The organism is Planococcus halotolerans (assembly GCF_003289955.1).
Taxonomy (GTDB): Bacteria; Bacillota; Bacilli; order Bacillales_A; family Planococcaceae; genus Planococcus; species Planococcus halotolerans.
Genome location: NZ_QLZR01000001.1, coordinates 548,428 through 568,586 on the forward strand (window position 1 = coordinate 548,428; position 20,159 = coordinate 568,586).

The 20,159-nt window shown below is 44.4% G+C and carries 16 protein-coding genes; 2 read left to right on the forward strand and 14 right to left on the reverse strand.

Going from position 1 to position 20,159, the window contains the following annotated elements:
• Positions 1 to 71 precede the first annotated feature (71 nt).
• From DP120_RS02515 to DP120_RS02530, 4 genes are all read right to left on the reverse strand, one after another.
• Positions 72 to 2,471 (reverse strand): glycoside hydrolase family 31 protein, encoded by a 2,400-nt coding sequence (locus DP120_RS02515; RefSeq protein WP_112221601.1) that lies wholly within the window; start codon positions 2,469 to 2,471, stop codon positions 72 to 74.
• Positions 2,472 to 2,540: 69 nt separating this feature from the next.
• On the reverse strand, positions 2,541 to 3,836 hold the full coding sequence (locus tag DP120_RS02520; RefSeq protein ID WP_112221602.1) for a TRAP transporter large permease: 1,296 nt from the start codon (positions 3,834 to 3,836) through the stop codon (positions 2,541 to 2,543).
• 13 nt (positions 3,837 to 3,849) lie between these two features.
• A complete protein-coding gene (locus DP120_RS02525; protein WP_112221603.1) occupies positions 3,850 to 4,359 on the reverse strand; it encodes a TRAP transporter small permease in 510 nt (169 codons plus the stop codon).
• 84 nt (positions 4,360 to 4,443) lie between these two features.
• Entirely contained in the window at positions 4,444 to 5,475 is a 1,032-nt protein-coding gene (locus DP120_RS02530) for a TRAP transporter substrate-binding protein (RefSeq protein WP_112221604.1), read from the reverse strand.
• 450 nt (positions 5,476 to 5,925) lie between these two features.
• Here DP120_RS02530 and DP120_RS02535 point away from each other — a divergent pair, with 450 nt between their 5' ends.
• On the forward strand, positions 5,926 to 6,921 hold the full coding sequence (locus DP120_RS02535) for a LacI family DNA-binding transcriptional regulator (protein WP_112221605.1): 996 nt from the start codon (positions 5,926 to 5,928) through the stop codon (positions 6,919 to 6,921).
• A 75-nt stretch (positions 6,922 to 6,996) separates the two neighbouring features.
• Here the strand turns inward: DP120_RS02535 and DP120_RS02540 are convergent, their stop codons facing one another.
• The 10 genes from DP120_RS02540 to DP120_RS02585 form a co-directional block, all read right to left on the reverse strand.
• Positions 6,997 to 8,001, reverse strand: a complete 1,005-nt coding sequence (locus tag DP120_RS02540) for a LacI family DNA-binding transcriptional regulator (protein ID WP_112221606.1) — start codon at positions 7,999 to 8,001, stop codon at positions 6,997 to 6,999.
• A 33-nt stretch (positions 8,002 to 8,034) separates the two neighbouring features.
• Positions 8,035 to 9,111 (reverse strand): mannonate dehydratase, encoded by a 1,077-nt coding sequence (gene uxuA, locus DP120_RS02545; protein ID WP_112221607.1) that lies wholly within the window; start codon positions 9,109 to 9,111, stop codon positions 8,035 to 8,037.
• Between the two features lie 13 nt (positions 9,112 to 9,124).
• Positions 9,125 to 9,745, reverse strand: coding sequence for a bifunctional 2-keto-4-hydroxyglutarate aldolase/2-keto-3-deoxy-6-phosphogluconate aldolase (locus tag DP120_RS02550; RefSeq protein ID WP_112221608.1), 621 nt, complete (start codon positions 9,743 to 9,745; stop codon positions 9,125 to 9,127).
• Between the two features lie 15 nt (positions 9,746 to 9,760).
• Positions 9,761 to 10,717 carry a sugar kinase gene (locus DP120_RS02555; protein WP_112221609.1) on the reverse strand — a complete coding sequence of 319 codons (957 nt, stop codon included), beginning with the start codon at positions 10,715 to 10,717 and terminating at the stop codon, positions 9,761 to 9,763.
• Positions 10,718 to 10,839: 122 nt separating this feature from the next.
• Complete coding sequence (locus tag DP120_RS02560) at positions 10,840 to 11,886, reverse strand: Gfo/Idh/MocA family protein (RefSeq protein WP_205854491.1); 1,047 nt, start codon at positions 11,884 to 11,886, stop codon at positions 10,840 to 10,842.
• A gap of 240 nt (positions 11,887 to 12,126) precedes the next feature.
• A complete protein-coding gene (locus tag DP120_RS02565) occupies positions 12,127 to 13,485 on the reverse strand; it encodes an alpha/beta hydrolase-fold protein (RefSeq protein WP_112221610.1) in 1,359 nt (452 codons plus the stop codon).
• Positions 13,486 to 13,869: 384 nt separating this feature from the next.
• Entirely contained in the window at positions 13,870 to 14,796 is a 927-nt protein-coding gene (locus DP120_RS02570; RefSeq protein ID WP_112221611.1) for a glycine betaine ABC transporter substrate-binding protein, read from the reverse strand.
• A 95-nt stretch (positions 14,797 to 14,891) separates the two neighbouring features.
• Positions 14,892 to 15,740 carry an ABC transporter permease gene (locus tag DP120_RS02575; protein ID WP_205854492.1) on the reverse strand — a complete coding sequence of 283 codons (849 nt, stop codon included), beginning with the start codon at positions 15,738 to 15,740 and terminating at the stop codon, positions 14,892 to 14,894.
• A gap of 4 nt (positions 15,741 to 15,744) precedes the next feature.
• Entirely contained in the window at positions 15,745 to 16,944 is a 1,200-nt protein-coding gene (locus DP120_RS02580; RefSeq protein ID WP_112221613.1) for a quaternary amine ABC transporter ATP-binding protein, read from the reverse strand.
• A 553-nt stretch (positions 16,945 to 17,497) separates the two neighbouring features.
• On the reverse strand, positions 17,498 to 18,295 hold the full coding sequence (locus DP120_RS02585; RefSeq protein ID WP_112221614.1) for a carbon-nitrogen family hydrolase: 798 nt from the start codon (positions 18,293 to 18,295) through the stop codon (positions 17,498 to 17,500).
• 348 nt (positions 18,296 to 18,643) lie between these two features.
• On the opposite strand from DP120_RS02585, the gene DP120_RS02590 reads away from it, so the two are divergent.
• Entirely contained in the window at positions 18,644 to 20,128 is a 1,485-nt protein-coding gene (locus DP120_RS02590) for a BCCT family transporter (RefSeq protein ID WP_112221615.1), read from the forward strand.
• Positions 20,129 to 20,159 lie beyond the last annotated feature (31 nt).

The window sequence follows — 20,159 nt, forward strand, 5'->3', positions numbered from 1 at the left end:
TCACATCTACACCTCTATTAGCACATTATTTTCAATTAGCCTTACAGTCGTAAGAATGACTGCCAAACCGATTAAATATTCACTTCATAATTTCCGTTTATCTTTTCTGCTTCTTTTCCGTTTATAACTATCTTTCTTGAATTGTCCCCAGTCAGACAGAAACTGATTTTCTTGTACGGCAAGCTGTATGTACCTTGTACATCAAGCTTTATCTCAACCTTCTCAGCTGTCGATTCCATTGAAACATTTACCATTGTATGATTTTCCCGATAGTTTGAAGATACACCATCATCCTCGAATAACTGGTATGAAGAATTCCCATTTCCAGTGTGCGGATACAAGAGGAACCCTCTTCCCGCTTCATTTTTAGTCAAAAATGACGGGTCTATGTCGTTTATCGGTATAATGCTTCCAGCTTTGATCAGAAGAGGATTATATTCCAATGGCGCGGGCACTGTAACCGTTTTGCCGCCTTCATGCCATTCTGAAGTATGGAAGTTGTACCAGCCTCCTTCATTCGAAGGCAAATAAACATCTCTCTCCGTGCGTCCTTCTTCAACAACCGAAGCCACAAGCATGGATTCACCCAGCATAAAGTCATCGTTTTCTTCAAACGTTTTTTTGTCATGTCCGAAATCGTAAAATGTCGGGCGGATAATCGGCTCATAATTTTCATGCGCCTCGTACAGCGCTGTATACAGATATGGTGTAATGCGGTGTCTGAATTTCATCAGATTCCGGATATTTTCCGTGGTTTCTTCATACATCCAAGGGACATTGACTGTTTGATCATCGTTCCATGAATGCATTGTGAAGCGCGGATGGAAGATGCCGTTTTGTACCCAGCGTACTAATAACTCCGGATCTGGAGCTAGACCTGAGAATCCTCCGACATCATGTCCTACATTATAAATACCGGACATACTTAGTCCTAAGCCCATTTTTATATTGTATTTAAGCGATTTCCAATTCGTATAATTGTCTCCAGACCAAGTTTGCACATAGCGTTGCATACCTGGGCTGCCGGACCGGGAGATTAAATAAGGCCGTAAATGTGGAGCAAATTCTTTTTGTGCCTCAAAAGAGGTTTTCATCATAAGAAGCGGCTGAATAGAGCGTACTGTCTCAAACGGAAGTTCCTTGCCAAATCCGCTAGAGATTGCATCTGTCGACCAAATTTCGAACTCATTATTATCATTCCAAGTCGAGTCAATTCCATATTCAAGCAATTGAGAAGTGACGTTTTCTTTCCACCAACTAATGGATTTTTCATTTGTGAAATCAATATATGCCCCTACCTCATCCCAAAATTGGACCATTTCCACTTCTCCTGAACTATTCCGAATAAATATACCCTGCTTTTTCAACTCGTTAAAACGCGGATGACTTTTCAGAAGAGCAGGCTTGATATTCGCACATAAACGAACTCCCTTTTGATGATACTCATCGATAAAGCCCTTAGGGTCTGGAAACTTGTCCCGATTCCAGGTAAACACGTGGCGTTTATCGCCAATCGAGGTATAACCAGAAGATAATTGAAAAGAATCACAAAGGATATCATTCTCCTCACAAAGTTCAATAAACCGCTTCAACTGCTCTTGAGCATCAGGAGCATCGGTGTATGTCATCGTCGATCCAGAATAGCCTAGGCTCCATTTTGGCGAAAAGATGGTTTTCCCGGTAAGCCAGGAATATCTTTTAACCACATCTTTCACCTTTGGTCCGGCAATGATGTAGTAATCCAAATCTCCAGCGAATGAATGGTAATACCGGTACCAGCCGTGGTAATTATCCATTTCGTTGCCCATATCAAAGACACTTTGCGCCATATTGTCATAGAAAATCCCAAAAGAGATATCCGATTGTGTATTTCGCGTGATATAGAAAGGAATATGCTTATATAAAGGATCCGTATACTGTGCATCATATCCCATCGGATCTACACTCAACATGCGATAGCGTTTGCCGTAGCGGTCCATATCACCGCTTTTTTCCCCTAAACCGAAATACTGTTCATCCTGCGTACGCTGAAGGTAATGGAAAATTCCATCGCCCAGCGACCCGTCAAAATTGTAAGCTTGTGTATTGCGATCGGCAGCAATCTGTTTAAGCTCTCCATCAGCTGCTTTGTGGAACCAGGTGGCTTTAAAACCCTCAAGATCGATTGAAAGTTTGAGCACTTCGGTTTCAATGCTGACAGCCTGGCCTTCGTTTGATAGTTGATAGGAAGGAAGCGAAAAAGGCGATAGGTCAAAGCGGCTTCTGCCCTCGAATGGAACATCGTCCATTCCGGGAGCCACCAGCCAGGTCTTATCAACTTCCAACTCTTCACCTTTTGTCATCAGCACGCGGATCAAGTCATGCTCCAGTACCATTACCTGTGCAACGACCACCGGGTTATCAAGCTGTAAAGTGATAATATTGTTTTCTTGTTTCTTTAACTCAAATAAATAACTTTCTTTTAAAGACATAAATTTCTCATCCTTTCACTATGAAACGCCATCACTAGCAATTCCCTTGCGAGATCAAGCTGGAAAATGTTAATAACCTAGCAAGTTCGGCAACAGCATGCTAATCGCTGGAATATAAGTAACTAAGAGGAGCACTACAATAATCGCCACGTAGAATGGAATGAGCGGCTTGATGACATCCTCGATATCCAGATTCGCAATACTGGCACCTACAAACAAGGCACTGCCTACAGGCGGAGTTATATTCCCGATACTTAAGTTCATGACCATCATAATCCCAAAATGAATCGGATCCATATCGAAGCCGACGACAATCGGCAGCAGAATAGGAGTGAATATCAGGACCGCAGGCGTGATATCCATAAATGTACCGATGATCAACAGGAAGACATTCAAAATCAACAGTAAGATGATCGGGTTGTCTGAAATTCCGATGATCAGATCACTGATGGCAGATGGAAGTCCAGTAAAGGCCATGACCCATGACATGACTGCTGAAGCTGATACCAGCAGCATAATGACCGCAGTGATTTCGACCGCTTCCATGATGATTCTCGGCAAATGTTTGATTTTAACGGCACCGTACGCCATAGATAAAATGAATGTATATGCTACTGCGACCGCAGCCGCTTCTGTTGCGGTAAAAATACCCGCTAGAATTCCTCCGATGACAATGACGATCAGCATCAAACTGGGGATCGCATCGAAGAACGTTTTAAAAGCAACTTTCATGCTGACTTTTTCAGATGTTGGATAGCCTCTTCTTTTAGCGATGACAAAGGCGACAACCATACAGGCCAGAGCCCATAACAAGCCCGGCAAATATCCTGCTACGAAAAGTGCGGCAACAGAAGTACCGCCGCTGACAAGAGAATAGATGATCAATGTTCCACTTGGTGGTATGACCAGTCCAACTGGAGCTGAAGCAATGTTGACGGCTGCCGAAAATTTCGGATCGTAGCCATCTTTTTTCTGCAAAGGTCCCATAACCCCGCCAATAGCAGCCGCGGCTGCAACTGACGAACCGGACAGGGAACCAAACAGGGTGTTGCCAATTACGTTTGTATGAGCTAATGCTCCCGGAGCACGCCCAACAAGCACTTTCGCAAAATTTATCAGGCGTTCTGCAACCCCGCCATTATTCATGAGTATCCCAGCTAAAATGAAGAATGGGACTGCCAGCAACGTAAAACTATCAAGACCTGTAACCAGCTTTTGGCTGGCTGTGAAAATGGCCATATCCAAAGGTAAAACGAGCAATATCGCTGCTAAAGAAGCGATGATTATACTTACTGAAATAGGTACACTGATAACGAGCATCAATGCAAATACAACCGCCAATACGATTCCTGCCTCTAACGCCATTAAGTCCACTTCCTCATTCTAGAATTTCGTCGGATTCAAACTGCGTCTCCAAATTTTTATTTCTTTTCTTATCCCGGAAATGTTCTACGATATGTATCAAGGCGTAAAACAGAAACAGTACTCCTGATACGATAATGCTCAAATACAAATATTGCGTAGGCAAACCCAAAGCTGAAGAGACTTGACCGACAGAATTCTGATAAGCTTGAGTGCCTCCATAGAGTAAAATCACTAAGATGAACGCCAATACGATCAGTTCAACTAGCATATCAACATAAAATTTAAATTTTTTCGGCACTTTACGCGCAACAAATACTACCGCCAAGTGTTTTTTCTTGCCGTATGCATAGGCTGAACCCAGCATGGTAAGCCAAATTAAAGAGTAACGCAGAAACTCTTCGGATAATGTACTTGGCGCCCCTAACACGAACCGTGTAAAGACCTGCCAACAAGCCACTAAGACCATTGCCACCATCAAGGAACATGTCAAAAACGCTGTTATTCGATCTACAATATCTCTCATTGGGGTTTTCTCCATTCTAAAAAAATTTAGGGTCTCACCATTGCAGGATGTTCCTGCAAAAGGTTGAGACCCTATTTTCAATTCTTACTCGTTATAGCTTTGGAAATCTTCGAAATAACGTTTGCTGTCTTCGTTTTCTGATTGGTAAGTTTCATGAAGCGGCGTTGCTGCATCGATGAATTGCTGTTTGTCGATTTCATAGAAAGTGACGCCCATTTCCTCTGCATCGATAATAGCCTGGTCAATGGCCTCAGCCCAGACTGCTTTATGGCTTTCTGATGATTCAACTGCCGCATCTGTAATTGCCTGCTGCTGTTCTTCAGATAAACCGTCCCACATGCTGGTACTAACGATCAACACATCCGGTACATATTGGTGCTCTGTATATGAGTATGCTTTAGCAACTTCCCCGTGCTTGTTGCTCGTCAAGCCTGTTTCATTATTTTCCGCTCCATCGATAACCCCTTGCTGAAGAGATGTATAAACTTCACCAAAGGACATAGGTGTCGGTGCTCCGCCCATAGCTTCAATCATAGCGATGGATGTCGGGCTTTCCTGTACGCGGATTTTCATGCCGTTCATATCAGCAGGTGTTTCCACTTTTGTATCTGCTGTATAAATACTGCGCTGTCCGCCTGTATACCAGCCCATTGTGAAGAATCCTTCATCGCGTGTGTTCTGGAAGATTTCCTGTACAGCTTCGCTGTTGTCCATTACATTGAAATAATGCTCTTCGCTCTGGAAAACGTATGGAAGTGAAAAGATCGAGTAGTTACTGTCGAATGATTCCAAAGCGCTGGCGCTGACTTTCGCCATGTCAAGCGTCCCTGATTTCACCAATTCAATAACGCCGCGCTCGTCACCCAGCTGGCCGTTGGGGAACAACTCAATTTCCACACTGTCGTCCGACTTTTCTGCAGCCAAGTCTGTCAGTTCTACCAATGACGTATGGATAGGATGATCTTCTCCCTGATTATGAGCCAGTCGCAGTGAAACCGCTTCAGCTTCTCCGCCTACAGAGCTGCTGCTTGATGCACTGTCTTCTCCACAAGCTGCAAGCAATAACATAGAACTTAAACCTAATGATGCGATAGTAAAACCTTTTTTAAATTTCATAATATATTTCCTCCCTTTTTATAATGCGGTCCTCAATTTACAGAAGGTGCAGCGATTGAACCCTCTTACTATATAACTGCAACTTTCTAATTTAGTCGAATCTTTCAAAATGCAGCCGGCCGGACAGCAAAAGAAAATTCCCTTCCGTGAAACAGTCAAGTGACTTCTCGCCTTTCAGGCAAGCGCTTTCATTTCGTTTAAAAAATTAAATGTCCTGCTAAATTTCTAACAACGTAAAAATAACAACGTTGTTATTACAATTTTCATATTAAAGTATTATAATTAAATAATCAAGCATATATTCAGAAATTTCTTTTTAACGAGTTTCAATATTGGAATTTTTTAAAAAAGAAGCTGTGTTTATGGCATTGCTTCTTTTATAGGTCCAATGATATGGTAATAAAAAATTCGCATTAAAAATTAATGAAGGAACAGTGATGGAGGCTTACTATGACAATAACAATCAAAGATCTTGCCCGTGTTGCAGGGGTCAGTTACTCGACTGTGTCGAAGGCGCTTAACGACAGTCCGCTCGTAAAACCTGAAACAAAAAATAAAATTCTAAAAGTTGCGGAAGAAATGGGTTACGAACCGAATTTCGCCGCTCAGCGGCTGGTATCAAAGGAATCCAAAGTCATTGGTTTAATATGGCCGACATTGGAACGATTGGCGCCATCAAGTTTAGTATCAAACATTAACGAGGAAATCACTAAGAGCTCCTATTCCATGATCCTTTCAGTAAATTCGATTCAAAGCTCGATTGAAATGTTCAAGCGGTTTCAAGTAGATGGTGTCATTCTTTTCAGTGAAGGAGAAAGCGAATCAACTGAGACTCTGTCCCTTCCGTCTGTCACATATGGTGTGGGGAAAAATAAATCTTATCCGGTTATTGATGTCAATTACCAGGCAGCTATGGAAGATGCGGTCAACTATTTGCATCAACTTGGACACAGAAAAATTGCTTTCGTTGGAAACCTGACAACCACTGACGAGAGACAAATCGAGAAATCCATCGGTTTTCAGAAAGCTATGACAAAACTGGAAATATTCGAGGATGGCTGCCTGATCGACACTGAAGGTTTTGGCTGGTATGACGGCTATATGGCGACAATCCGATTGATAAATTCGCCTTATCAGCCAACCGCTATCATCAGCGCCAGTTACGATATAAGTGCTGGACTCGTACGCGCTTTGAGACAGGAAAATTTTAATGTTCCGAAAGACGTTTCAGTGCTCAGCTACGATAATATTCCTCAAATGGCGAATATGGAAATTCCTTTAACGAGTGTCGGGGTTCCAGTGGAAGAAATTGCACAAGCTATGGTCCAAACATTGACGAAATTTATCAAATATCCGCAATCCGTTCCGCTTGTGCAAAGCTTAAAACCCGTGATTACTGAAAGGAGCTCTTGTGCTCCCGCAGAAAAAAATTTAATATCCGAATAAAAATAAGACTGTGGGCTTCCCGTAAAACCGGAAAATCACAGTCTTATTTATTGCTTGCATTTCGATTTTGCCGCTTCAGCAAGAATGCCTGTCTATCAAGTTAGGCTGCATGCGATGGACGGTCGGGCTTCCGCCTTCTTTTTGCCCATTGATTTTTTTGAGAAGCAATTCCGCTGCAAGATTGGCCATTTCAATTTTTGGCTGTTCCACAACTGTAATAGGTGGGGTGAAGAATGCAGCAAAAGGAACTTCGTCAATTCCGATTACCGCTACGTCATCCGGAATAGAAAGATTTTTCTCTTTTATATATTTCAGCACTTCCACCAGCACAATATCATTGGCTGCCAAAATAGCTTCCGGAGGCGCATCCATTTCGAATAACTCCCTCAATACATCTTGAAGATGTTCTGCATCCGCCGTTTTGATATAGTCCTCCCGTACTGGGAGGCTGTATTTTTGAAGTGCTTGCCGATAACCTTCTATCCGCTCTATGCGCGGACTGATGTTTCTGATGACAGACGTGGTAATGATAGAGATTTTTCTGTAATTCCCCGCTGTCAATCTATCAACAGCCAGTTCAGCAGCCTTGTGGTTATCAAGCATTATGGTATCGATCGCCTGCGCATCCACTTTTCGGTCCATGAAAACAATCGGAAAATCCCTATCCTTCATCTGCTCGTATAAATCCAGATTTTCACCTGTGGGAAATATAATGAGTCCATCGACTTGTTTGGCCAGCAACATTTCGATATAGTTCCGCTCTTTTTCCGGATCATCATCCGCATTGCAGATAATCGTGTGAAATCCCTGTTTATTGAATTCGGTTTCCAGGGTCCTGATGATATGTGTGGAAAAAGAGTGGAGAATATTCGCGACGATGACTCCGACCGTATAAGTAGCCTTTTGTTTAAGGCTCCTGGCTACGCTGTTCGGATGGTAATTCAATTCCTCAATCGCCGCTTCTATCCGCTTCCTGGTATTTTCACTCATATATTCATACCGCTTGTTCAGATACTGGGAAACTGTACTTTTAGAAGTTTTTGCGTGCTCAGCCACATCGGCCATCGTTACATTTTTCATCGTTGATCAAACTCCTGAAAAACAAGATTGACGTTAGAGTGCATTTTCATTTTTCGTTGTTTCATATGCATCCCATAACCCCAGCAAATACATGATTCCAAGCGCCCGGTCGTAAAGCCCGTAACCAGGACGGCAAACTTCTCCCCAAATATGGCGGCCATGGTCAGGGCGCACATAGCCAGTATAGTTCTGGTCATGTAATTCTTTGACGACACCTTTAATGTCGATTGAACCGTCCTGAGTGTAATGGGACGTTTCTGTGAAATCACCGTTATCGTAGATTTGTACGTTGCGTATATGCGCAAACGGTGAACGGTTCGCATATTTTTTGGCTACAGCTACCATGTCATTCTTTTTACTCGCGCCCATTGAACCCGTGCACATCGTAAATGCATTGGATGGTGAATCGGAGATTTCGATCAATTTTTCATAACTTGCTGCTCCTGTTATGATACGAGGCAGCCCGAAAATCGAAAACGGCGGGTCATCCGGATGGATGGCCATCTTAATGCCGGCTTCTTCTGCCACCGGCAAGATTTCTTTCAGGAATGTCTCCAGATTTGCCCATAGTTTCTCTTCATCGACTTCTTTATAGGCGTCGAATAGTTCCGTGATGCGGTCCAGTTTTTCAGGTTCCCAGCCCGGCAGCGTCAAGTCAGATGCTTCACTGACTGTGCGGATCAACTCTTTCGGATCGGCGTTCAGCACTTTCGCATTTTCAAAGAAAAGCGCGGTCGAACCGTCCTCCAGCGGATGGAACATCTCTGTGCGGGTCCAGTCGAAAATAGGCATGAAATTATAGCAGATCACTTTGACGCCGAATTCCGCCAGATTGCGGATCGATTCTTTGTAATTTTCAATATAGCGGGCGCTGTCCGCATTGCCAAGCTTGATGGATTCGTGGACGTTGACGCTCTCCACAACATCGGCATGGAAGCCATGTGATTCAATATAAGCGACTTCCTTTTCAATTTCCTCTTTTGTCCAGACTTCTCCTGCCGGTTTATCGTGAAGTGCCCAGACAATCCCTTTGACTCCTGGAATTTGTTTTATATGTTCCAATGTGACCGTATCATTGCCTTGGCCATACCAGCGAAATGTCATATTCATGAATGTTCCTCCTTTATTGGTTACTTTTCTGTACGTATTCTTTTGTCAATTCTACGGCCGCGTTATATCCGCCAGCTGTATATGCTTTATTCAGGTCACTGCCGATGCCCGCAGCGACTGCTCCGGCTGCAAGCCATTCCCCGATATTATCCAGGTTGACGCCGCCTGTCGGCATGACACGGACTTGCGGAAGCGGACCATTGACGGATTTGATGAATGACGGCGTAAAATTATTCGCCGGGAATAATTTAATGATGTCGCATCCTGCTTCCATCGCTTTGACCATATCACGGATTGTCATACAGCCTGGCAAATAAGGAATGCCATAACGATTGCACACCGGTGCAATCGTTTCTTCAAAATGAGGGCTGACGATGAATTTCGCTCCCGCTAAAATGGCATGGCGCGCAGTTTCCGCATCCAATACCGAACCCGCTCCAAGCAAAACATCTGCTCCGTACAAAGCTTCAAAAGCTTTTTGAACCTGAGGTGTCGTGTAAGTCAATTCAATTGCACGGATGCCGCCTTCAATCGCTGCTTTCGATAATTCGACTGCTTCCTCCGCGCTGTTTCCGCGTATGACAGCCACCACTTTTGTATTGGTAATACTCGATAAAATCTCATGCTTCAACATAATATTCCTCCTTCATCAGCGTTCAATAATTTTTTCTTTTCTGACCATCGCTAAGACTTCCTGTAAATATGGCAGGCCTTCATTGTCTCCGGAAACAGTCGTCACCAGAGCGCCCGAACCATTTGCAAACTCCAATGCGTCTTCTGCGCTGTAACCATGCAGAACCGCATAAATGAATCCGGCGTCAAAGCCGTCTCCAGCCCCGACAGTATCAACGACCGTAACCTTGAAGGCAGCTTTTGAATGCCAAGTTCCTTTTTGATAAAGCCTCGATCCATTGCCGCCGTCTTTTATGACCAGCTGCTCAATATTAAAGCGTTCAGCAAACGTTTCCAACGCTTGGTCTGAAGCATCTCCATTAATCATTTCAATTTCATCCAGTCCTGTCAGTAAAATGTCCACGGACGGTAAAATTTCTGTATAAGCGGCTTTCGCCTGCTCCAATGTCCATAACTTCAAACGGATATTCGGGTCAAATGAAACCATGATCTCTTTTTCAGACGCAATTTCCAGAACTTTCTTGGCGATTTCAAGGTTTTTCGGATCGATAGCCAAAAAAACGCCAGTCAAGTGAATCAGGTTGATCCCTTCAAACATCTTTTCTGTAATATCCTTGGGTTCGAGCGTTAAGATCGGCGACTGATAGCGGTAATAAAACGTTTTACCAGACCCGTCCTGACGGATTTCCTTGAAGTTCAAAGAAGTCGGGTAGTTATCGATAAATTCGACATCTGTCATATCAACGCCTTCACCACGTGCAAAATTGTAAATGACCCGGCCGAATTCATCGCCGCCGAGCCGGCTCACCCATTTCGTATCCATCCCCAAACGTGCGCAGCCGATTGCAAAGTTCAATTCTGCGCCGCCAACTTTCCTCGTGAATGATGGCACATAGCGCAACGGCCCTGTTTCGGAAGGATTGAAGGTGATCAATGCGTCACCCAATGTGAATATCTTTATATTTTCAGTCATAATGATTCCCTTTCCTAATCGATAATTTGTTTGGTAAACCGATTTAGTAAAGTATAGTCCAAGCTCTTTTCAAAATCAACTCGACTATCCATATGATTCTGAAAATAGCAGAAAGATTTTTTCTATAAAGCGGTGTTACGGAGTTTAATCGCTTTTCCGGATTCTGCGCTTTCGTAAATTGCCAATATCACTTCCAATGCCCGAATCGCTTCCCTGCCGCTGACAAGGGGCTCCGTGTTGTTCTGAAAAGCTTGGACGATATCAGCATACTGTCTGCTGAATGAAGGACCGTAATCTGCGGTCTGGGTATTCCCCTTAGCATTTGCCGCTGAGGTTCCTCCAGCGATTGTAACGGTCTCCTGGTTTTTAATGTGCCATCCCGCAATTTCATCCGACCTGATGCGGACACTTCCAGCACCGCCGAATATATCCAGCTCCGTGTTAAAGCCCGGAAATGCAGCCGTGTTCCCTTCAATTATTCCAAGAGCACCTGATGCGAATTTCATGTTCGCCACGGCAATATCCTCCACATCTATCCGTTCGTGTCCGCGGGTCGCACGATAGCCATGCACTTCTTCGACCGGCCCCATAATATACAAAAGGAGGTCAATATAATGGATAGATTGGTTCATCAATGCGCCGCCGCCATCAAGTTCCCGGGTTCCGCGCCATTCGCCGCTGTCATAATAATCCTGTGGCCGGTACCAGGTGGTGCGGGAGGAACCGAAATTCAGCTGCCCCAGTTCACCGGCGTCCACCGCTTCCTTTAATCTAATGATTGCTTCATCAAATCGATGCTGGAATATACAGCTCAACTTCACTCCTGACTTCTCGCACACTTCCACCAACGCTTTTGCTTTTTCCAGGTTAATATCAATGGGTTTTTCGACCACCACATGCTTGCCCGCTTCAGCTGCTTTCATGCCGAATTCAGCATGCGTTCCGCTTGGCGTCAAAATAACCACCGCATCAATTCCATCACTTTGCAGCAATGCTTCGTAATCGTCAAATGCCTGAACGCCATATTCATGCGCCCATTTTTCCGCTTTATCGATCTTTCTTGAATAAACAGCGGCCAGCTTTGCTCCCGGAGTTTTCAATATTGCATTAATATGCTGAGTGGCTATGGTTCCGCAGCCAACGATTGCAAATTTAATTTCTTTACGCATTAAAATCAGTCCTTTGTATTTTCATTTTTTGTTTTAACTGTAAATGCATAAGAGGAGTTTTTTCTTTACATAATTCCTCACAAATAACCGGACCACCAAAAAACATCTCTCGGCAATCCGGTTATTTTTCATATTATTATTATTCATCGCCCAGTACCTTGTCCGATTTGATCATCGTCTCTTTAATTATCGGAATAGGCTGCCTGAACAGTGTTTTAATATGGCTGGATCAGGATAAGTTCAATCTTTATTTCCTTTTTGTTTTTTCTCTTTCTTATCTTTCTTACCTTTCTTATCTTTCTTATCTTTCTTATCTTTCTTATCTTTCCACAGATGATTCTCTACAAATTTTGCATAGAGCAATTGCCACGACTGCCAGTCATGAGCTGCAGGAAGTTCAACATATGCATGTTCGATTCCTTCGTCATTCAGAGCCTCGTGTAGATTTTGCACTGGATCAATCAAGAAGTCCCAAGTGCCGACACCCACCATTACAGAAGGGTGCTTTAAGTGCTTGTAGGTTTCGATATCACTCAATTCATCTCCTGTTACTGCATAACTCCAAATACCAAAATAAGCAAATTCCTTTGCATGGTTAAAATACATCCGATTGGTGGTCATTCCACCCATCGACAAACCGGCGTAAGCACGGTCTTTAGCTTTATGCGACACGTTAAAGTTAGCTTCAACATATGGCATGATGTATTCAAACTGGTCTTCTTCGATTAGACTGTAATCCCAGTTGAAATCCTGATTATTCATGGTTACTACTACAAATGGCTCTGTCTTTCCATCAGCCACTAAGTTGTCTGTTATATTCGCCACTGCACCTTCATTCATCCAGCGCAGTTCATTGCCGTAAAGATCGCCAGACATGCCGTGGGACATATACAGCACTTTGTATGGTTTTTTGCGGTCCGGATCATATCCATGAGGCAGGTAAACCGCGAGTCCGCGCGTATCACCAGCAGCACCTGTATAAGCTACAGTTTCCACCGTACCTGTTTTTCCATCTGTGCGCGGAAGTTCTACTGAGCGATCCAGCCACTCTCCGGTGCCCATTTTGTCAGCACTGTACGGGATATAGACCATGCTGGACAAGCTGGAAATTCCGGTTGCCGTATTCGTTAAAGTCGGATTATTCGGGTCATCCAGTCTCGCAGTTGTACTGCCATCCGGATTGGTTATACGGAAATTGTATGGATAAGCTCCGCTTGAGAGTGGCACTTTGCCTGCCCATAAATTATCTCCGATATTTTCCAGGGTTTGATAATACGTTGTTGCCGCGTTACCGCCAGCAGGAACCATCCCAGTGCGATAATCTTCTGGTATGTAAGGGCTTTCAAATCCTTCCTCAACATCAAAATGGAGGAAGGTGTCGCTATAAAGCTCTACCTTTGCGGCTGTCTCCGTTTCATCTTCGTAAACGAATGTTGCATAATAGCCCGTTGGAGAAGCTGAATCTTTTTCCACCGTTACGCCAGGCTCGTAATTTGCGTAATCGGATGCAGAAGATGTTTCAGCTGAAGCAAATGAGGTGCTTCCAAACATTGAGAATACTAAAGACAAAGCGATTCCTAAACTGACTGTTTTCTTCATAGCCTTACTCCCTTCTATCTCATAAATTTAGTAAATCCATCAAGTTAACACCAGGTGTAAATAGGATGTTATAGAAGTTAGAATATTTAGTCAATCAAAAAACAACGTTGTTATTTTCAAGGATTTTGTATCTTATAGTCATTTTAGCACGAGTCTTTTGTTCGTCGACTCACACTTCTTCCTTTAAATACTTTTATCATCGATAAATAATTATAAAATAATCAAAATATCACTTCTTCACTTCAGGTAATAATCAGGATGATATTCCTAGGCAAATAACTTGGCTATTCTAAATCAAATTGCAAATTCTGAAGACTCATTTCGAATACAAAAAAACCGAACCCCCAAGAAAAATCTCTCGGGAGTCCGGTTATTTTTATTCCTTTATTCTTTTGGCGATAGGTCTTCAATTGAATCGATGTCCATGTAAGAAGGGACAACAAATCCGATTTTAGCACCTTCAAGGTTTGCACCAAGATCTACTACGTCTTCGCCATACTCTTCAAATTGTGTTGCGTGAGTTCCTGGCAACCATGCAGCTACCATTCCGTCAGCTTCGCCGCCGGCTACCGCTGACCACATTACAGCGTTATCAAGCGGAGTCAATTTAACGTCAAAACCTTGAGCTTCAAGGACTTGGCCGACTACGTTTGTAGATGCGACTTCTGTATCCCACTCTACGTATGCAAGTTCGATTTCAGTGCCGTCAACTGTTTCAGTGCCTTCAGTCCACTCAGCCACTTTGTCGCTGTTTTCTTCAATCCATGCTGATGCTGCATCTTCTACAGCTGTTCCGTTGGAAACTTCAAGCATGATGCTTTCGATGTCCGCTGGTTCCCAGTTGAACTGGTCAAGGATTGTGTAAGCTTCAGGATTTTCTTCTTCCAATCCTTGGCGTACCATTGTGTTGATCGTTTCAGCATCACCGAAGACGCCGTTTGGATCTTCAAGGTATTTAAGATCGTATTTCTGGAATTTCCAGTGCGGGCTCCAGCCTGTTACGATGATTGGTTCTTCGTTGTCGATGGCTTCACCAAGTGCTGTCGCCATTGCGCCACTTGAAGAAGTTACAACTTGCCATCCTTCAAGGCTGTCGTAGTCTTCAGTCGCTTGTTCAGATGCTGCAACTACGCCTGCACCAGGCTCGATGCCTGTGATTTTATAGCTCATCTCTTCGCCGTAGTTCACCTCGCCAGAATCACCGGCTGTTCCTTCGTCCGTGTTCGCCTCTTCATCACCACAAGCTGCAAGCAGCATCATTGGCGTTACAGCAAATGCTAAACCTAAATGTTTCCATTGTGCTTTTTTCATAAAATGATCAATCTCCTTTTTCTTTAAAATTGTATGGCACTTTCCTTTTTAGAAAAGATTCCAGGTGGATCAGTCGTACTAATCAATCAAGTATTCTAGATGCTTGTTCCTTTTTTCAACGAGAAGCTTTGAGTAAAGCGGTCGATGATGATTGCCAGGATGACAATCCCAAGACCGGCAACAAAGCCGGTGCCGACGTCTGCACGCTGCAGAGCCGAGAGTACTTCGCGGCCAAGTCCAGGTGCACCGATCATTGATGCGATGACGACCATGGATAAGGCAAGCATAACTGTCTGGTTGATGCCGGCCATGATGGTGGTCTTGGCCATCGGCAATTCAACTTTGAACAGTTTCTGTGCGCCTGTGCTGCCGAATGCTTCGGCTGCTTCCACTAATTCTTCCGATACCTGACGGATGCCGAGGTTCGTAAACCTGACAGTCGGCGGTGTCGCGAAGATTAAGGAAGCGAAAATTCCGGGTACCATCCCGATGCTGAAGAAAGCAACCGCAGGAATCAGGTAGACGAATGCGGGCATTGTCTGCATGAAATCGAGTACCGGTGTAATGATGCTTTCAGCTGTTTTGCTTTTCGACATCAGTATGCCAATCGGCACACCGATGATGACTGAGAGCAGACTGGCAACGAGCACCAGCGAGAAGGACAGCATTAGCTCTTCCCAAAGCCCCTGGTTCCAAACAAGCAGCAAGCCGACAATCGAGAATGCGGCCAGCCCGAAGCGTTTCCCGCTAAGGAAGAAAGCCAAGACAGCAACGATTAAAATAACGATTACCGGAGGCACTGCCGCCAGCATATCAGCGAAATCTTCCAGTCCGTCCCCGAATTGATTCTTGATCGGATCGAACAGGAACGCAAAGCTGTCGGAAATCCAGTCTGTAAAATCAGACACCCATGAACCCAACGGTAATTTTTCGATGTTTTCCATAAAGTTAAGCATGTGTTAAATTCACCTCACCCTGTCCTGCAAGCGCTGAGATGACCGCACCGCGTACAATAATTCCAAGTAATTTACCATCTTCCACTACCGGAATCGGAACCGGCGAATTGTGGCTGATTTCAAAGATTGCATTCATCAATGTATCTTTCGTGACGGTCGGAGCATCCGTTTTCATAATGGCCAGCAGGCTGGTCACATCGCTGCGCAGTGCAATCGATGCATCATCCGCTGTTACATAGCCTTTCAGATTCCGTTTGCTGTCTGTTACGTAAATGCTGGAGATGCCTTCTTTCTGCATCCGTTCCAGCGCGACCCGCGGACCGTGTTTTTCGATATTGACCGTTTCCGGACGTTTCATGATGTTGTAAGCCGTCAGGACTTTCGAACGGTCAACGTCTTCAACAAATTTCTCGACATAATCGTTTGCCGGATTCATCAGGATTTCTTCCGGTGAACCAACCTGTACGATTGAGCCGTCTTTCATCAAAGCGATTTTATCGCCGATGCGAAGAGCTTCGTCCAAATCGTGCGTGATGAAAATAATGGTTTTCTTCATTGTTTCCTGAAGATCCAATAGCTCATCCTGCATTTCTTTGCGGATCAGCGGATCAAGCGCTGAAAATGCTTCGTCCATTAGAAGCACTTCCGGGTCGTTGGCAAGCGCTCTTGCCAAACCGACACGCTGCTGCATCCCGCCGGAAAGCTGGGATGGATACTGGTCAATGTAATTGCCCAGTCCGACCATTTCAAGGGACGTGCGGGCTTTTTTGCTCCGCTCTTCTTTCGCTATCCCTTGTACTTCAAGACCGTATTCTGCATTTTCCAAGATCGAGCGGAACGGGAAAAGTGCGAACTTTTGGAATACCATACTCATTTTCGTACGGCGCACCCGCAGAAGATCTTTTTTGTTCATGATCGCCAAATCTTCGTTGTCTACATAGACATGGCCTTCCGTCGGGTCGATCAATCGGTTGAGCAATCGCACCAAGGTCGATTTGCCGCTTCCCGATAATCCCATAATGACGAAAATCTCGCCCGCTTCCACTTCAAAAGAGGCCCGGTTTACGCCGACAGTACTGCCCGTCTGTTTAAGGATTTCTTCTTTCGTCTTGCCCGCTTCCAATAACTTCAAAGCCTGTTTCGTATTTTTGCCGAATACTTTCGACAAGCCTTCTACTTTAATGACTGGCATATATTCTCACACCCCTCTTACCATTTTTTTGCTTCTCATGGCTTTAAGAGTTTTTCAAATCTCTTACATCTTTATCTATTTTGAGGCAGTTTTTGCTGCATAGAAAATCTGCTTTTTTCTGTCAGCCATCAAACAAAAACCCATATAAATAAACTCTTTTCGTGCCAATGAACCTAAGCCGCATGTTCACAACTATACGCTTAATTACCTACAATTTCAAACCGACTGTCTAAATTTACGCCTCTCGAAAGGCTTATTTCCGACAAATTCCGACAATTTAAAACGCATTTTTTTATTATTTGTTAAGTCCTCAATGCCTTTGTGACGGGGGTTGAGAAAGTTGATAGAAAAATCTGATTCTTTCGACCTAAACTTTGTTAACTTTTTTTAAAATAATTTTTTGATTTGGATTTTTCAGAGCTATTTTTCGCCTTTTTGCAATTAAAAACCTTTGAATTTTTATCGGTTTTTTTCGCATAAAAAAAAGCGATTTCCCACCGGAAAAAATCCGTCTGGAAATCGCTTTTTTTAATTATGGATATCAGTTCAATCATTAAAGTTCTTTCTTATATAAATGCGGTACCCGGCTAGTAAAGATAGGAACCTCTTCGCGGACGGTTTTCACTTTCTCCAAATCGAGTGAAATCGATAAAGTCTCTTCATATTCTTCGCCGGCTTCAAGCAGGACATCTCCCCATGGATCGATGGCCATCGATGCTCCGGCAAATTCAACTCCGTCGTATTCACCAACCCGGTTTGCGGAAACCACATACATCTGATTTTCTATCGCACGGGCTGTCTGCAATACTTTCCAATGGCGGGTTCTCGCTGCTGGCCATTCGGCTACGATGTGAAGAACCTGTGCACCGTCGAGAGCCAGACTCCGGATGATTTCCGGGAATCTAAGGTCGTAGCAGATGATCAAACCCATTTTGATACCTTCCAATTCGAAAACCTCCGGCACCTTTTCTCCTCCGGCAAGGAAATCGTGTTCATTCAGCATCGGCACTAAATGGATTTTATCGTATTCATAGACCAATTCGCCGCTCCGCGAATAAACAAACGATGAATTATAAAATTTGCCGCCCTTCTGATTGGCGACAGAACCTCCGATGATATTGACATTGAAAGTCAGCGCCAGCTCTTTCAGGAAACTTTTTGTCTTGGCACCATCCCTATCGGCGACTTTGTCCAAGGCTTTCAGTGTATAGGCAGTTGTCCACATTTCTGGCAGCACGACAATATCGGGCTTGTTCTCTTTCATTTCCGCTTCAAGCCAATGCCTGACTTTCATCCGATTCGCATCGGGTTTTCCGGCGATGATATCCATTTGGTAAATGGAGTATTTCATGTGAACCTCTCCCCACAGGCTTTATTTGCACTGATTTGCAGCTGAAATAATCTCTATTATCAATGTCTCTAGGCCAAGACAATAACAATATTATACAAATTGGAATATCTATCTATTAGTATAATGTCTCAAGAATACACAAAATCAAAGGAAAAAGTCCATCTTTTCAAACGATAATATTATTACAGTTTGATGACTGGAACACAGTCATACCAAACGATTATTGCTTGATTCTGCAAAATCGCCGAATAGGCGAAGAAACCGGTTTTATCAAGCTATCCGCGTTTAGCTCTTTGTTCAGGTGGAAAGCACTTATTGATGATGTCTTTTTGCTGAAGGGGTAATTCTATGCGGGACAAACACATCGGCTTTGTGTTTTATGTATCATTCATTATAGTCATCGCCCTGGTGCTGGCTGGCGTTTTCATGCCGGAAACTCTTCAGGCATGGAGCAGTACAGCGCTTTCGTGGGTGCAAAGAAGCTTTAGCTGGTTCTACATGCTGGTGACGACGTTTTTCGTCGTTATGGCGCTATTCCTCGGATTTGGGCCTTACCGGAAAATGCGGCTTGGCAAACCGGATGAGGAGCCTGAGTATTCGTTCTATACCTGGATCGGTTTGATCTTTGCGGGCGGCATGGGTGTCGGCCTTGTTTTTTATGGTACTGCCGAACCCATTCTCCATTACATCAATCCACCGCCCGGGACAGAAGCGGAAACCGCAGAAGCGGCAAGAACTTCCCTGCAGTACAGTGCGTTCCACTGGGCGCTTCAGCCATGGGCCATCTATGCTACAGTCGGGCTGGCGATTGCCTTCATCAAATTTCGCGAAGGCTATCCAGTGTTGCTCAGTCAGGCTTTTCGTCCCTTAATCGGCGACCGGGTTGATGGGCTGGCAGGAAAAGTCATCAACATTGTCGCGGTCATCACAACAGCTATCGGGGTTGCCACCACTTTCGGCTTGAGTGCACTGCAGGTCAGCGGCGGCATATCCGAAGTGTTTCCTGTCCCCAATTCAACAGCCACCCAGCTGATCATCATCGCTGTCATTTCAGTGCTCTTCATGATTTCTGCATTATCAGGCGTCAATAAAGGCATCCGGTATTTAAGCATGATCAACTTGGCCGTCGCGGGTCTGTTACTGCTCGCCGTCCTCGTTCTCGGACCGACGGCGTTTCTATTTGAAAGTTTCACGACGGCTATCGGCAGTTATTTGGGCAATTACCTCGAACTCAGTCTGACGCTGGCTCCGTATTCTGATGAAAACTGGTTCGGCGAATGGACCATTTTTTTCTGGGCATGGGGCATTTCATGGGCGCCTTATGTCGGCACATTCATCGCGCGGGTATCACGCGGGCGGACCATCCAGGAATTTATCATCGGCGTGCTTGCTGTGCCTTCCCTCCTCGGCATTCTATGGTTTACGGTATTCGGCGGCACAGCGATGGATATGCAAATGAACGGCGTTGCTGACATTGCCGGTCCAAGCCAGGAAAATCAGGAGCTTGCCTTATTCCTGATGCTCCAGAACCTGCCTGGCGGATTAATATTGAGTGTCATGGCCCTTTTGCTGATCATCATTTTCTTCATCACTTCCGCTGATTCGGCCAGCTATGTGCTCAGCACCTTGACATCCAGCGGAGCCATTACACCGGGCAAAACTGTCCGTTTGGCTTGGGGTCTATTAATTGCCGCCACTGCAGCGGCCTTGCTCCTGAGCGGCGGGCTCCAGGCGCTGCGTTCCATCGCCATCATCGCTGCGCTGCCGTTTTCTATAATTATTGTTGTCATGGCCTTTTCACTCCTCAAAGGATTGAGGCGAGATAAGCAATAGTCCGAATGAAAAAGCTGTTCTCCTGTAAATA